Annotated in this window: 12 protein-coding genes and 1 pseudogene; 6 read left to right on the top strand and 7 right to left on the bottom strand. The window is 67.2% G+C overall.

Annotated elements, in window-relative coordinates; translation table 11 throughout:
- The 7 genes and pseudogenes from A5784_RS24695 to A5784_RS24665 form a co-directional block, all read right to left on the bottom strand.
- Positions 1-206, bottom strand: a pseudogene (locus tag A5784_RS24695) (MspA family porin); the annotation flags it as partial.
- Positions 207-860: 654 nt separating this feature from the next.
- Positions 861-1,403 carry a MogA/MoaB family molybdenum cofactor biosynthesis protein gene (locus A5784_RS24690; protein ID WP_072278485.1) on the bottom strand — a complete coding sequence of 181 codons (543 nt, stop codon included), beginning with the start codon at positions 1,401-1,403 and terminating at the stop codon, positions 861-863.
- A 32-nt stretch (positions 1,404-1,435) separates the two neighbouring features.
- On the bottom strand, positions 1,436-2,791 hold the full coding sequence (locus tag A5784_RS24685; RefSeq protein ID WP_064947501.1) for a S1C family serine protease: 1,356 nt from the start codon (positions 2,789-2,791) through the stop codon (positions 1,436-1,438).
- A gap of 155 nt (positions 2,792-2,946) precedes the next feature.
- Positions 2,947-4,431, bottom strand: coding sequence for a HAMP domain-containing sensor histidine kinase (locus A5784_RS24680; RefSeq protein WP_064947511.1), 1,485 nt, complete (start codon positions 4,429-4,431; stop codon positions 2,947-2,949).
- A gap of 7 nt (positions 4,432-4,438) precedes the next feature.
- Positions 4,439-5,125, bottom strand: a complete 687-nt coding sequence (locus A5784_RS24675) for a response regulator transcription factor (RefSeq protein ID WP_036426346.1) — start codon at positions 5,123-5,125, stop codon at positions 4,439-4,441.
- A gap of 57 nt (positions 5,126-5,182) precedes the next feature.
- Positions 5,183-5,359: a 50S ribosomal protein L32 gene (gene rpmF, locus A5784_RS24670; RefSeq protein WP_029374188.1), complete on the bottom strand. Its 177-nt coding sequence runs from the start codon at positions 5,357-5,359 to the stop codon at positions 5,183-5,185.
- A 141-nt stretch (positions 5,360-5,500) separates the two neighbouring features.
- Positions 5,501-6,100, bottom strand: coding sequence for a hypothetical protein (locus A5784_RS24665; protein ID WP_064947500.1), 600 nt, complete (start codon positions 6,098-6,100; stop codon positions 5,501-5,503).
- A gap of 326 nt (positions 6,101-6,426) precedes the next feature.
- Here A5784_RS24665 and A5784_RS24660 point away from each other — a divergent pair, with 326 nt between their 5' ends.
- From A5784_RS24660 to A5784_RS24635, 6 genes are all read left to right on the top strand, one after another.
- Positions 6,427-8,124: an acyclic terpene utilization AtuA family protein gene (locus A5784_RS24660; protein WP_082945057.1), complete on the top strand. Its 1,698-nt coding sequence runs from the start codon at positions 6,427-6,429 to the stop codon at positions 8,122-8,124.
- Positions 8,121-9,269 carry an acyl-CoA dehydrogenase family protein gene (locus A5784_RS24655; protein ID WP_064947498.1) on the top strand — a complete coding sequence of 383 codons (1,149 nt, stop codon included), beginning with the start codon at positions 8,121-8,123 and terminating at the stop codon, positions 9,267-9,269. Before A5784_RS24660 ends, A5784_RS24655 begins: the two co-directional genes overlap by 4 nt.
- The gene (locus tag A5784_RS24650) at positions 9,266-10,861 is read left to right on the top strand and encodes an acyl-CoA carboxylase subunit beta (RefSeq protein WP_064947497.1); all 1,596 of its coding nucleotides are present in this window, start codon (positions 9,266-9,268) and stop codon (positions 10,859-10,861) included. The genes A5784_RS24655 and A5784_RS24650 overlap by 4 nt, the downstream gene beginning before the upstream one ends.
- A gap of 91 nt (positions 10,862-10,952) precedes the next feature.
- Positions 10,953-12,929, top strand: coding sequence for an ATP-binding protein (locus A5784_RS24645; protein ID WP_064947496.1), 1,977 nt, complete (start codon positions 10,953-10,955; stop codon positions 12,927-12,929).
- Complete coding sequence (locus A5784_RS24640) at positions 12,905-14,083, top strand: acyl-CoA dehydrogenase family protein (RefSeq protein WP_502687541.1); 1,179 nt, start codon at positions 12,905-12,907, stop codon at positions 14,081-14,083. Before A5784_RS24645 ends, A5784_RS24640 begins: the two co-directional genes overlap by 25 nt.
- On the top strand, positions 14,083-14,850 hold the full coding sequence (locus tag A5784_RS24635) for an enoyl-CoA hydratase family protein (RefSeq protein ID WP_064947494.1): 768 nt from the start codon (positions 14,083-14,085) through the stop codon (positions 14,848-14,850). The genes A5784_RS24640 and A5784_RS24635 overlap by 1 nt, the downstream gene beginning before the upstream one ends.
- The last annotated feature ends 22 nt before the right edge of the window (positions 14,851-14,872 follow it).

Genomic DNA, 14,872 nt, shown 5'->3' with positions numbered 1-14,872 from the left:
CGGGTCAGGCGGTTGCGGTCCAGGGGGAACACGCCGTTGAGGAATGTGTCCCACTGCTGGACGGTGAGGGTGCGGTCCTGGCCGTCGACCAGGCTCAGCTCATTGTCCAGACCTGCGTGCGCGGTACCGGTGCTCACGAACAGGGTCGCGAAGGCACCTGCCATCGCAACCACCAACGCGGTCAGCACCCGACTGAATGCCTTCATGTTCTCCCTAGCTATGTCGTTGTAGGGGCGCCCGACCGACTACGGTCGCACTCCCGGCAAGACCAGTGATGTGACCTGGATTAGAACGGTCACACCTTGTCCTTACGTTTCGCTCATCGTTGACACGAGGAACATAACGGGGAGGCATCCGAGCGGCAACGCAGGCACTAATCTGCAGGCACGTCAGCAGTTGGGCAGTAAAAGTTTGCTGGGTCCGGATGAACAGATGCTCAAGAGCGCAGGGACGGGGGCGCTCGCGACACCCGGCAATGCTGTGACGTAGTTCGCTTCGCTAACGGAAGTTGAGCCAGATCACAGTGTTGACCGCGCATTTACGGCGTTCACTGTGGCAACACAGCTCAACCGTGATGAGGCGGAATATTGCTCCGAAGCCACCGGTCGTGCTCGGCGGCGTCCTCGGGCGAAGCGTCGTCGCGCTCGCTCGCCGCGATCTCCGGCAGCGAGTCCCCGAAAATTTTGTTAACTAGGCGCCGTGACGGCTGGGGCTGTTGAGTCATTCACATTCCCCTTTGTGACGAAGATCACATTTATTGCCGGTGAGTTATTAACTGGCCGGTAACCTGACCGCTCCATCGATATTGCATTTGCCATCTCCAACGAAAACGGCGGCCGTCGGCCGCCGTATCGCGCTGGTTAGATGTCCAAGCTTGATAACTGGCCGATGATCTGCACCGCCAGCGGGCCCAGCGTGGCCATGCCGTCGCGGACCGCTGAGCGGGAGCCGGCCAGGTTCACCACGAGCGTGCTGCCCGAAATACCGGCCAGGCCGCGCGACAGGCCGGCGTCGGCGATGCCTGCGGACAGGGCGGAGGCACGCAGCGCTTCTGCGATGCCGAGCAGCTCCCGGTCGAGGATGTCGCGCGTGGCCTCCGGGGTGACATCGCGCGGCGTCACGCCGGTGCCACCGACAGACACCACCAGATCCACACCACCGATGACCGCCGTGTTCAGCGCGTTGCGGATCTCGACCTCATCGGCCGAAACGACCACGACTCCATCGACGACGAAACCGGTTTCACCGAGCAATTCGGTGACCAACGGACCGCTGTGGTCCTCCTCGCCGTGGGCGGTGCGATCGTCGACGACGATGACGAGTGCCCGCCCCACCAACTCCCCTGGTTGTTCCATGCCTGCAACCGTATATGTGCGGGCAGACAGCGGCGCAGCCACTCGCAGTGACACTTGGCCCGGAGCCGGCGTCAGGATCCTCACTGGTCTGCCTTCCCCAGCGTGACGGTCAGGGTCTGCGGTTTGCCAGCCTGGTCGAGGTAGGTCAAGGTGACCTTCTCACCAGGCGCCTTGGACCGCACGGCGGCAACGAGTGCGTCGGCGCTCGGGATCACCCGATCGTCGACCTTGGTGACCACCACACCGCTGGGCAGCCCGGCCGCGGCAGCGGCCCCGTCCTTGGTCACCTCGACGATCTTGGCGCCATCGGTGGTGGCGTCATTGCTCACCTGAACCCCGAGGGACGCATGGGTCGCCGTGCCGTTCTGGATCAACTCGTCGGCGATCCGCTTGGCCTGGTCGACCGGGATCGCGAAGCCCAGGCCGATCGAACCGCTCTGGGCCTGCGGGGAATCGCCACCCATGGTCGCGATCGCGGAGTTGATCCCGACGAGCTCGCCGTTCATGTTGACCAGCGCGCCGCCCGAGTTACCCGGGTTGATCGCGGCGTCGGTCTGGATGGCGTCGAGCACGGTGTTCTGGTTGCGCGCGTCGCCGCCTGCGGCGACGGGGCGGTTGAGCGCACTGACGATGCCGGTGGTCACGGTGCCTTCGAGGCCCAGCGGCGAGCCGACCGCCACCACGTCCTGGCCGACCCGCAGGTTCTGTGAGGATCCGAGCGTGATCGGGGTGAGGCCTGATGCGCCCTGCGCCCGGACCACGGCGATGTCACTGCTGGGATCGGTACCGACGACGGTGAACGGCTTGGTGCTGCCGTCCGAGAACGTCACCTTGGTCTGCGCGCCGCCGGGAGCGCCCGGCGCCTGCTTGGCGGCAGCGACGACGTGGTTGTTGGTCAGAATCAGACCGTCGGCGGTCAGGATGATGCCCGAACCCTCCTCGGAGGCCCGGCCCATGTCGGTTTCCAGCTTCACCACGCTGGGCACGACCTTGGCCGCCACCTGCTCCACCGAGCCGGCGGGCAGGGCGGCAGCCGGCACGCTCGGCGCGGCACTGTTGGACTCGGCGCCGAGGTGCGGGCGGTCCTGGTGGGTTACGACAGTGGCGACGCCCCCGCCGATGCCCGCCGACACGACGGCCAGCGCCAGCGCACCGGCCGCCAGACCTGCCTTGCCCCGTTTCTTGACGGGCGCGACCACCTGCGGTGTCGCCGGGGCGACGCGGTAGGGGTCATACGGCGGCCGATACGCCGGCTGCTGCGGCTGGTGGTGGGCGTGCGGCTGCTGATGAGGCGGCGACTGCGGCTGCTGACGCGCATAGCGCCAGTCGTAGGCCTGCGACTGATAGGGGTCAGGTTGGCCCTGGTAACCGGGAGCGCCGCCGCCGGGAGCCTGGCCTGGCTGCTGTGGTGATGAGTACCTGGGGTGGTTCGTCATGGCGGTGCGGTGCTCTTCTCTTGTAAAGGTCGATCGGCTCGCGTACTACTCAACAAACGAAGAAGGTGTTCCCCAGGTTGCCCAGGTGAACTGAGAATCCACTTAGAGAACCGTTGGTTGCACCCATGATTTATCCCCGGCCGTAGTTAACTGTCTCACCTTTTGTCTGCGCTCACCGCATCGTCGTCGGCGGCATCGTCGGCGCGTGTCGCGGCAACCTCGGGTAGTCCGGCGGGAAGTGGCATGCCGGGCAGGATCAGGTGAATCGACGCCCCGGGCGGATCCCCACCTGGCACGGTTTCGTCAATCCGAAGCGCGCCACCGTGTTTCAGCACAACCTGCTGCACGATCGCCAATCCCAGGCCCGATCCGGGCATCGCCCTCGCGGCCGTCGAGCGGTAGAACCGCTCGAACACCAGCCGACGCTCTTGGGGCGGGATGCCGGGGCCGTGGTCGGACACCACCAATTCGGCGTGCACCGGGTCGATCTGACGCAGGGACACCGTGACCCGGCCACCGGGCGGACTCCACTTGGCGGCGTTGTCCAGCAGGTTGAGGACGGCCCGGCCCAAGCCTGGCGCGTCGCCGTAGACCTGCCAGCCCGTCATCGCGACGTCGAACTGAATGTCATTGCGGCGCCGACGAACTCGCTCCAGGCTCCGGTCGACCACCTCGACCATGTCGACCGGCTCGTGGGTCACGCCGCCCGCGTCGTCCCGAGTCAGGTCCACCAGATCGCCGACCAGCGTGGACAGTTCCTCGATCTGTGCGATCACGTCGGCACGCAACCCCGCCATCTCCTCCTCGGGCAGCGGCGGCGCTCCGGGGGCCTGCGAGGCCATCAGCAGCTCGACGTTGGTGCGCAACGAGGTCAGCGGTGTACGCAGTTCGTGCCCGGCGTCCGACACCAGCCTGGCCTGCCTGTCCCGTGATTCGGCCAACGCGCGCAGCATCATGTTGAACGCCTCGGTGAGCCGGGCGAGCTCGTCACTGCCGACGACCGGGATAGGCCGCAGATCATCGGTGCGTGCGACGCGTTCGGCGGCTTCGGTAAGCCGACCGACCGGCCGCAGACCGGCCCTGGCGACGGCACCACCTGCCATCGCGGCCACGGCGACACCGACGCCGCCGACGATGAGCAGCACGGTGCCCAGCCGGCGCAGCACCTGCCCGGTCGGCGCGAGGCTCTTGGAGATCAGCAGGGAACTGCCGTTGGCCAGATGCACGGCGAGCACCCGCTGGTGGTTGACCGTGCGCAGCGACATCAGCAGCTCGCCGGAGATCACGTCCTTCTCCGGCTGCCCGAGGGGCAGCATCTGCCCTTCCTGATTGGCCGTGTAGATGGACCGACCCGGGATCACCAGCATGGCGTTGACGTCCGAATAGGCCGTGCCCTCGATGGCCTTGCCCGGATCGGCGGCCAGCGACCCACTCTCGATGAGCAGGCGGGCCCGGCTGTGCAACTGGTTGTCCAAATCGTCGTAGAGCGCGCGGGACACCACGGCATAGACCGCGACGGCCATCAGCACGACGACCATCGCCACCATCGACATCGCCAACATCATCACGCGCCAGCGCAGCGACAGTGAACTGGTATTCGGCAGCGTTCCCGGCCGCCAAGTGTTCGGATTGAGCGACATCATCCGATCAGGGCGGCGTTTCCCGCAGCACGTAGCCGACGCCGCGCACGGTGTGGATGAGCCGCAGCTCGCCGTCGGCTTCGGTCTTACGGCGCAGGTAACCGATGTAGACCTCGAGCGCATTGCCCGAGGTGGGGAAATCGAAGCCCCACACCTCTTCGAGGATGCGGCTGCGGGTCAGCACCCGCCGCGGATTGGCGATCAGCATTTCCAGCAGCGCGAACTCGGTGCGGGTCAGGCTGATCTGACGTTCGCCGCGGGTGACCTCGCGGGTGACCGGATCCAGAGTGAGATCCGAGAACGTCATCTTCTGCGATTCGGCACCGTCGTCGGACACGGTGCGTCGCAGCAACGCCCGCATCCGCGCGAGCAGCTCCTCAAGCGCGAACGGCTTGGGTAGGTAGTCGTCGGCCCCGGCATCCAGCCCGGCGACCCGCTCGGACACGGAATCGCGGGCCGTCAGCACCAGGATGGGTAGATCGTCACCTGTGCTGCGAAGCTGCCGACAGACTTCAAGACCGTCCAGTCGCGGCATCATCACATCGAGAACCACCGCGTCGGGTCGGTCATCGGCGATCAGATCGAGAGCTTCGACCCCGTCCTGGGCCAGCTGGACTGAATAGCCATTGAAGGAAAGCGACCGCCGCAGTGATTCACGCACAGCGCGATCATCGTCAACGACAAGTATGCGCACAGCCACAGTGTCAACGCTCTATCTGAGATTGACCTGAGAGGCGCGCCGCAAAGATGCCTAGCGTCGGCGATCCAGGTCGAGCAGACCCAGGCGGGCGGCCTTCAGCAGGCGGCGCGGCACCTTGTGCTGCTGACCCGCGACACTGACGCCGACCAGGCCGGTGGCCTCGGCTTTCCACTGCGCGCGCCGGCTACGGGTGTTCGCGCGCGACATTCTGCGCTTGGGCACAGCCATGACGTGCATCTCCTTGCTTGGGGTTGCCGCGCGCACCGCAGCGGCAGACGATTGCACTACAGAGTAACGGTTGACCTGCGTGGGTTCCAAAACGGGCAGGCCGTGTGGACGACGCCGCAGGACGCCGTCCGTCGAGCGTACCTAGCTGTGGCAGCTCCGCGCGCCACTGGGCACGCCGGTCTGGTTGGCGACCTTGATGTTGCACTCGCGGATCACCACGGTCTGCGAGTAGACCTTGCCGGGGATGGTCTGGGCGCCGTTGCGCCCACCCGTTCCGGTGTTGAGGATCCCGGTCACGTAGCCGTTGCTGCCGTCGTCGTGGTACGAGACGACGCCGTCCTCGTCGGTGCTGAACGTGCCCCGGGTGCCGAAGGCGCGGTGGTACTGGACGCCGAGAGCGGACTTGTCGACGGCCGCGTTGAGGTCACTGCCCTGGTTGAACACGGTGTCGCCGACCGTCTGGATCGCCCGCACGCCCGGCGCCGGGTTCTTGAAGTCCGGCCGGCCGGCGTTGTCGGCCATGCTCGCGACTGGTCGCGTGCCGGTGCCGCCCTCCTGCCCCTTGGCGTTGTCGACGCCCGGCGTCGCCTGGGCAAGGCCCGTCGGCGCGATCATGGCCAGCGCCCCGCCGGCGACGACTCCGCCCAGAATCGTGCGTGCCCGCTTCGAGTGCGGCGACATTGCCCGGTGCTTGGCCATCCGGTTCCCTTCCCAGCCGTGGCGCGTGGCGGCGATCACCACGCGTGAGTTCAGCCGACATCCTGCGGCATGAACGGGCCGGGTACGTACCCGAAATCCGTCGAATCTCCCCTAGTGACGGGCCATATTTTCGAATGCAAGTAACTCACGGGCCGGGCACCCTCCGTCACCAGCGTAAATAACCGGCGAAATGCTGTGAGGACGCTGTGATTTCCATGGGACCGCGGCGACCGGGCATGGCGCGGGCCACGCTGGAGCCAACGGGGTGCCGCGGCGACATCCCGACCCCGCCCCCTTGACGTGGGACCTGCGGTACCCGATAACCTACCGGTTGGTTGGGTCGCTCATCGGCGTCGACGGGAGTACGTGTGCCACCTGCAGTACGCATCGGCAACTGTTCGGGTTTCTACGGGGACCGGCTCTCCGCGATGCGAGACATGCTCACCGGCGGAGAGTTGGACTATCTGACCGGCGACTACCTCGCCGAGCTCACCATGCTCATCCTCGCCCGCGACCGCGCCAAGAATCCTGACCGCGGCTACGCCAAGACCTTCCTGCTGCAGTTGGAGGAATCGCTCGGGCTGGCCCTGGACAACGGCGTCAAGATCGTCGCCAACGCCGGCGGGTTGAACCCCGCGGGGCTTGCCGCGGCAGTGCGCGCCCTGGCCGAACGGCTGGGTCTCGACGTCAATGTCGCCCATGTGGAGGGCGACGACCTGGTGAGCCGGGCCGGTGAGCTCGGGCTGGGATCACCGCTGGCGGCCAACGCCTATCTGGGTGCCTGGGGCATCGTCGACTGCCTGGGCAGCGGCGCCGACGTCGTGGTCACCGGCCGGGTCACCGACGCTTCGGTGATCGTCGGGCCTGCCGCGGCGCATTTCGGCTGGGGCCGAACCGATTACGACGCCCTCGCCGGCGCCGTCGCCGCGGGCCACGTCATCGAATGCGGCACCCAGGCCACAGGGGGCAATTACGCGTTCTTCACCGAGATCCCGGACCTGCAGCGCCCAGGCTTCCCGCTCGCCGAGATCTCCGCCGACGGCTCGTCGGTGATCACCAAGCATCCCGGCACCGGCGGGCAGGTCAGCGTCGGCACCGTCACCGCACAGCTGCTCTACGAGATCAGCGGCGCCCGCTACCCCAATCCCGATGTGACGCTGCGCGTCGACTCACTGCAGTTGAGCCAGGACGGGGACAACCGCGTACGCATCTCCGGTGTCAGAGGCGAGGCTCCGCCTCCGACGCTGAAGGTGTCGCTGAACAGCATCGGCGGATTCCGCAACGCCGCGACGTTCGTGCTGACCGGCCTCGACATCGACACCAAGGCCGAGCTCGTGCGCAGCCAACTGGAAGCGGGGCTGAAGGTCAAACCGGCCGAGCTCGAATGGTCCCTGGCCCGCACGGACCACCCCGATGCCGACACCGAGGAGGCTGCCAGCGCACTGCTGCACTGCGTGGCCCGCGACCCGGATCCCAACGTCGTAGGTCGCCAATTCTCCGCGGCGGGAGTCGAATTGGCGCTGGCGAGCTACCCGGGCTTCACGACCACCGCGCCGCCGGGAGACGGTCAGGTGTACGGCGTGTTCACCCCCGGCTATGTCGATGCCACGCTCGTGCCGCACGTCGCCGTGCACGCCGACGGCACCCGGGTCGACATCGCACCCGCCGACGAAACCCTCGCTGTCGCACCGGTTTCCGAACCGGAATTGCCCGATCCTTTGCCGGCCGGGCCCACCCGCCGAGCGCCGCTCGGCACCATCGCCGGGGCCCGCAGCGGCGACAAGGGTGGGTCCGCCAACGTCGGGGTCTGGGCGCGTACCGCTACGCAGTGGCGCTGGCTCGCGCACGCGTTGACGGTGGACAAGCTGCGCGAATTGCTGCCCGAGACAGCCGATTTGCCGGTCACGCGGCATGTCCTGCCGAATCTGTGGGCCGTGAACTTCGTCATCGAAGGCATTCTCGGACAGGGCGTGGCCTATCAGGCCCGGTTCGATCCGCAAGCCAAAGGGCTGGGCGAGTGGTTGCGCAGCCGTCATCTCGATATCCCGGAGGACCTCGTCAAGTGAGCATCTGGAACACCCCCGAGCGCGAGGCGCTGCGCAAGACCGTGCGCAGCTTCGCCGAGCGCGAGGTGCTGCCCAACGTCGCGGAATGGGAGCGCATCGGCGAGCTCCCCCGCGAATTGCACCGCAAGGCAGGCGAAGCCGGACTGCTCGGCGCCAACTTTCCCGAATCTGTCGGCGGCGGTGGCGGCGACGGCGCGGACGCGGTGATCATCTGCGAGGAGATGCATTACGCGGGCGCGCCCGGCGGCGTGTTCGCATCGCTGTTCACCTGCGGGATCGCGGTGCCGCACATGATCGCCTCGGGCGACCAGCGGCTGATCGAGACGTACGTCAAGCCGACGCTGCGTGGCGATCTCATCGGATCGCTGGCCATCACCGAACCCGGTGGCGGTTCCGACGTCGGGCACCTGACCACGCGGGCGGTGAAAGACGGTGACGACTACGTCCTCAACGGCGCCAAGACCTACATCACCTCCGGCGTACGGGCCGACTACGTGGTGACCGCGGCACGCACCGGAGGGCCTGGCGCAGGCGGCGTCTCGCTGATCGTCGTCGACAAGGGCACACCCGGATTCGAGGTCAGCCGCAAGCTCGACAAGATGGGTTGGCGCTCAAGCGATACCGCCGAACTGTCCTACACCGACGTGCGGGTTCCGGTGGCCAATCTGGTGGGTGCCGAGAACTCCGGCTTCCTGCAGATCGCCGCGGCGTTCGTCTCCGAACGGGTCGGCCTCGCCGCGCAGGCATATGCCAGCGCGCAGCGTTGCCTGGACCTGACCGTCGACTGGTGCCGCAACCGCGAAACCTTCGGCAAGCCACTGATTTCCCGGCAATCCGTGCAGAACACGCTCGCCGAGATGGCCCGGCGGATCGACGTGGCCCGCGTGTATACCCGCAATGTCGTCGAGCGACAGCTCGCCGGTGAGGCGAATCTGATCACCGAGGTGTGCTTCGCGAAGAACACCGCGGTCGAGGCGGGCGAATGGGTGGCCAATCAGGCCGTGCAGCTGTTCGGCGGCATGGGCTACATGGCCGAGTCCGAGGTGGAGCGGCAGTATCGTGACATGCGCATCCTCGGCATCGGCGGCGGAACCACCGAAATTCTGACCTCACTGGCCGCGAAGACGTTGGGATTCCAGTCATGACAGCGCTCAAGTCGACCATCGATCCGAGCTCTCCCGGGTTCCTCGAAGCCGCTGAGGTGATGACCACCAAGCTCGCCGAACTCGACGCCGAACACGCGAAGGCCTTGGCAGGCGGCGGACCGAAGTACGTCGACCGCCACCACTCGCGCGGCAAGCTCACCGCGCGCGAACGCGTCGAGCTGCTTCTGGACCCCGACGCCCCCTTCTTGGAGCTGAGCCCGCTCGCGGCGTGGGGCAGCGATTTCGCCGTGGGCGCCAGCGTCGTCGCGGGCATCGGCGCCGTCGAGGGCGTCGAATGCCTCATCGTCGCCAACGACCCGACCGTCAAGGGCGGCACCAGCAACCCCTGGACGCTCAAGAAGGTGTTGCGCGCCAACCAGATCGCGCTGGAGAACCGACTTCCCGTGATCTCCCTGGTGGAGTCCGGCGGTGCTGATCTGCCCACCCAGAAGGAGATCTTCATCCCGGGTGGGCAGATGTTCCGGGACCTGACCCGGCTTTCCGCCGCGGGCATCCCGACCATCGCGCTGGTGTTCGGCAACTCAACGGCAGGCGGCGCCTACATCCCCGGCATGTCCGATCACGTGGTGATGATCAAGGAACGCTCCAAAGTGTTCCTGGCCGGACCACCGCTGGTGAAGATGGCCACCGGTGAGGAGTCCGACGACGAGTCCCTGGGTGGCGCCGAGATGCACGCCCGCACATCGGGTCTCGGCGACTACCTGGCCGCCGACGAGCTCGACGCGATCCGGATCGGCCGACGCATCGTGGCCCGGCTGAACTGGCGCAAACAGGGCCCCACACCGGCGCCGGTGGTCGAGCCGCTGTTCGACCCCGAAGAACTCGTCGGCATCGTGCCTGCCGATCTGCGCATCCCGTTCGATCCGCGTGAGGTCATCGCCCGCATCGTCGACGGCTCGGATTTCGACGAGTTCAAGCCGCTCTACGGCTCGTCGCTGGTGACGGGCTGGGCGACGCTGTACGGCTACCCGGTCGGCATCCTGGCCAATGCCCGCGGCGTGCTGTTCTCCGAGGAATCGCAGAAGGCCACCCAGTTCATCCAGCTGGCCAACCGGGCCGACACCCCACTTCTGTTCCTGCACAACACCACCGGCTACATGGTGGGTAAGCAGTACGAAGAGGGCGGCATGATCAAGCACGGTTCGATGATGATCAACGCCGTGTCCAATTCGACGGTGCCGCACATCTCGCTACTGATCGGGGCGTCGTACGGCGCGGGCCACTACGGCATGTGCGGGCGGGCCTACGATCCGCGGTTCCTGTTCGCCTGGCCCAGCGCGAAATCCGCCGTGATGGGTGGGACGCAGCTCGCCGGGGTGCTCTCGATCGTCAGCCGCGCGGCCGCCGCGGCCCGCGGGCAAGAGGTCGACGAGGCCGCTGATGCTGCGCTGCGGGCTGCGGTCGAGTCGCAGATCGAGGCCGAGTCGCTGCCGATGTTCCTGTCCGGCAGGTTGTACGACGACGGCGTCATCGACCCCCGCGACACCCGCACCGTCCTGGGAATGTGCCTGTCCGCCATCGCCAATGGCCCGATCGAGGGGACGTCGAACTTCGGCGTCTTCCGGATGTGAGAGGCCTCGACATGTCTGCGCCGAGACTACGCATTTTCCTGCTATTCGGACCAAATCCCGCCAAAAACCGTCGTCTCGGCGGAGGAGCGATATGAAAACAGTTCTGGTTGCCAACCGCGGGGAGATCGCCCGGCGCGTGTTCGCGACGTGCCGTCGGCTCGGTATCGGCACCGTCGCGGTGTACACCGACCCCGACGCCGGGTCGCCACACGTCGCCGAGGCCGATGCGCGGGTGCGTCTCACCGGCAACACCGCCTACCTCGACGCCGCGCAGATCATCGCCGCGGCCCGCGCCGCAGGCGCCGACGCTGTCCATCCCGGCTACGGATTCCTATCGGAGAACGCCGATTTCGCCGCAGCGGTGATCGACGCCGGGCTCACCTGGATCGGACCACCGGTGCCCGCCGTGCAGGCCATGGGCTCCAAGATCGAAGCCAAGAAGATGATGGCCGCGGCCGGCGTGCCGGTGCTCGCCGAGCTCGATCCGGAAACCGTGACCGCCGAACAACTTCCGGTGCTTGTGAAGGCCTCAGCAGGTGGTGGTGGGCGCGGCATGCGAGTGGTGCGCGACATCGCCTCGCTGCCGACCGAAGTCGCTGCGGCGCAACGAGAGGCGCAGTCGGCGTTCGGTGACCCCACGGTGTTCTGCGAGCGTTACCTGGCCGCGGGCCATCACGTCGAGGTGCAGGTCATGGCCGATGCCCACGGCACCGTGTGGGCGGTAGGCGAGCGTGAATGCTCCATCCAGCGCCGCCACCAGAAGATCATCGAAGAGGCGCCGTCGCCGCTCGTCGAACGCACGCCGGGTATGCGGGGCAAGCTGTTCGAGGCGGCCCGGCTGGCAGCTGAGGCCATCGGCTACACCGGCGCAGGCACCGTCGAGTTCATGGCCTCCGACGACGGCGACTTCTTCTTCCTGGAGATGAACACCCGCCTACAGGTCGAGCACCCTGTCACCGAGGCCACCACGGGCTTGGACCTGGTCGAACTGCAGATCGTGGTCGCCGACGGCGGCAGGCTGGATCCCGAGCCGCCACCGGCGTGGGGCTCGTCGATCGAAGCCCGGCTCTACGCCGAAGATCCTGCCAAGGGTTGGCAGCCGCAGGCTGGCACCGTGCACCGGTTCGCCGTGCCCGGCGCGCCGGTCGAGTTCGACGAGCTGAGCCGCGCCGGTCTGCGGGTCGACGCGGGCATCGAGGACGGCTCGGTGGTGTCGATCTTCTACGACCCCATGCTGGCAAAGGTCATCTCCTATGCACCAACGCGTCGGCAGGCCGCGGGAATGCTCGCGGATGCGTTGGCCCGCACCCAAATTCACGGTGTCCGCACCAACCGGGACCTTTTGGTCAACGTGTTGCGCCACCAGGGTTTCCTCGACGGCGCCACCGACACGGCGTTCTTCGACACCCACGGTCTCGACAAGCTGGCGGCCCCACTGACCGCGCCGGAGTCGGTGACGCTGAGTTCCGTCGCCGCAGCGCTCGCCGATGCCGCCAACAGCCGCGGCAGTGCAACGGTTTTCGCCGCGGCCCCGAGCGGGTGGCGCAACCTGGCCTCGGGCTACCAGACGCGGACCTACCGGCAGGCCGAGACCGAGCACACCGTGCGGTACCGGTTCACCCGCACGGGCGTGGATTTGCCGGACAACCCCGGCATCACCCTCGTCTACGCGACACCCGACCGCGTGGTGCTCTCGGTTGACGGTGTCGAGCGGCCGTTCGACATCGCCCGCTACGGGAAGCCCGATGCCCCGGACGTTTACGTCGACTCCCCGCTCGGTCCGGTGCACCTGGCCGCCCAACCACGCTTCCCCGATCCGGACGACGCCGTCGCACACGGTTCGCTGCTGGCGCCGATGCCCGGCTCGGTGCTGCGGGTCGGCGCATCGGTCGGGGACACCGTCACCGCCGGCCAACCGTTGATCTGGCTCGAAGCGATGAAGATGGAGCACACCATCGCCGCGCCCGACGACGGGGTGCTGGCCGAACTCAATGTCGCCGCGGGCCAACAGGTCGAGGTCGGCGCTGTCCTTGCCCGGGTGGAATCTCAAGAAGGAGAACAGCAGTGAGCTTCATCGAAACCGAAGAACAGCAGGCGCTGCGCCAGGCGGTGGCCGCGATGGCCGCCAACTACGGGCAGGACTATTACCTGGAGAAAGCCCGGTCGGGCCAGCACACCACCGAACTGTGGAACGAGGCAGGCAAACTGGGCTTCATCGGGGTGAACCTGCCCGAGGAGTACGGTGGCGGCGGCGCGGGCATGTACGAGCTCAGCATGGTGATGGAAGAGATGTCGGCAGCTGGGTCGGCGCTGCTGATGATGGTGGTCTCCCCCGCCATCAACGGAACCATCATCTCGAAGTTCGGCACCGAAGAGCAGAAGAAGCGCTGGATCCCCGGCATCGCCGACGGTTCGATCACGATGGCCTTCGCCATCACCGAGCCCGATGCCGGGTCCAACAGCCACCGCATCACCACCACGGCCCGCCGCGACGGCAGCGACTGGATCCTCAAGGGCCAGAAGACCTTTATCTCCGGCATCGACCAGGCGCAGGCCGTTCTCGTCGTCGGCCGCACCGAGGATCACAAGACGGGCAACCTCAAGCCGGCCTTGTTCGTGCTGCCCACCGACACACCCGGCCTGCACTGGACCAAGATCGAGATGGAGATCACCAGCCCGGAAAGCCAGTTCCAGGTGTTCCTCGACGATGTGCGACTGCCGTCCGACGCTCTGGTCGGTTCGGAGGACGCGGCCATCGCGCAGTTGTTCGCCGGGCTGAATCCGGAGCGGATCATGGGCGCCGCGAGCGCGGTGGGCATGGGCCGGTTCGCCATCAAGAAGGCCGTCGACTACGTCAAGACGCGCCAGGTCTGGAAGGTTCCGATCGGCTCGCACCAGGGTCTGTCACATCCGTTGGCGCAGAACCACATCGAGATCGAGCTGGCCAAGCTGATGATGCAGAAGGCCGCGACGCTGTATGACAGCGGCGACGATTTCGGCGCTGCCGAGGCCGCCAACATGGCCAAGTACGCCGCCGGTGAGGCGTCGGTGCGCGCCGTCGATCAGGCCGTGCAGTCGCTCGGCGGCAACGGGTTGACCAAGGAGTACGGCATCGCCGCGGCGGTCACCGCGTCGAAGCTGGCCCGCATCGCCCCGGTCAGCCGCGAGATGATCCTCAACTTCGTGGCGCAGACCTCGCTCGGTCTCCCTCGGTCGTACTGATGAGCGAACTCGTTCGCTATCGCGTCGAGGGTGCCGTCGCGCGGCTGACCCTGGACTCACCGCACAACCGCAACGCGCTGTCCACGGCCCTGGTCGACCAACTGCATCAGGGCCTGGACCGGGCGGCCGCCGACCCGGCGGTGCGTGTGGTGGTGCTCGGCCATACCGGTGGAACGTTCTGTGCGGGAGCCGATCTCAGCGAAGCGGCGGGCCGTGAGCCGGGTGACATCGCCGTCGACCGCGCCCGTGAGATGACCAAGACCCTGCGCGCCATCCTCGAGCTGCCGATGCCGGTCATCGGGGCGATCGACGGTCATGTCCGGGCCGGCGGCCTTGGCCTGGTCGGCGCGTGCGACCTCGTGGTGGCAGGCCAGAACAGCACCTTCGCCCTGACCGAAGCCCGGATCGGCGTGGCGCCGTCGATCATCTCGCTGACCCTGCTGCCGAAAATGACGCCACGCTCCGCGGGCCGCTACTTCGTCACGGGCGAAAAGTTCGGCGCGGCCGAGGCCGCCGCGATCGGGCTGATCACCATGGCCGCCGATGACGTCGAAAGCAGCGTCGCCGGCCTTGCCGCCGAGATCGCGAAGGGCTCACCGCAGGGCCTCGCCGCGTCGAAAGCGTTGACCACCGCGACAATACTGCGGTCGTTCGATGAGCGTGCCGAGGAATTGACGCGGATGTCCGCCGAGCTGTTCGTCTCCGACGAAGCTCGCGAGGGAATGCTGGCTTTTCTGCAAAAACGTCCGCCGAGTTGGGTGGGTTGACGCAGGTCAGCAATCTGAGGAT

The sequence above is a fragment of the Mycobacterium sp. 852013-50091_SCH5140682 genome (genome assembly GCF_001665685.1).
Lineage (GTDB): Bacteria > Actinomycetota > Actinomycetes > Mycobacteriales > Mycobacteriaceae > Mycobacterium.
Note: the sequence above shows the minus strand (reverse complement) of the source record. Positions and strands in the feature narration are given on the sequence as shown.

What these genes read in the sequence shown, in the direction of transcription:
- A5784_RS24635 (WP_064947494.1), top strand. Translation starts at nt 14,083, where the DNA reads ATGAGCGAACTCGTTCGCTATCGCGTCGAGGGTGCCGTCGCGCGGCTG.
- A5784_RS24685 (WP_064947501.1), bottom strand. Translation starts at nt 2,791, where the DNA reads ATGACGAACCACCCCAGGTACTCATCACCACAGCAGCCAGGCCAGGCT.
- A5784_RS24645 (WP_064947496.1), top strand. Translation starts at nt 10,953, where the DNA reads ATGAAAACAGTTCTGGTTGCCAACCGCGGGGAGATCGCCCGGCGCGTG.
- rpmF (WP_029374188.1), bottom strand. Translation starts at nt 5,359, where the DNA reads ATGGCTGTGCCCAAGCGCAGAATGTCGCGCGCGAACACCCGTAGCCGG.
- A5784_RS24650 (WP_064947497.1), top strand. Translation starts at nt 9,266, where the DNA reads ATGACAGCGCTCAAGTCGACCATCGATCCGAGCTCTCCCGGGTTCCTC.
- A5784_RS24680 (WP_064947511.1), bottom strand. Translation starts at nt 4,431, where the DNA reads ATGTCGCTCAATCCGAACACTTGGCGGCCGGGAACGCTGCCGAATACC.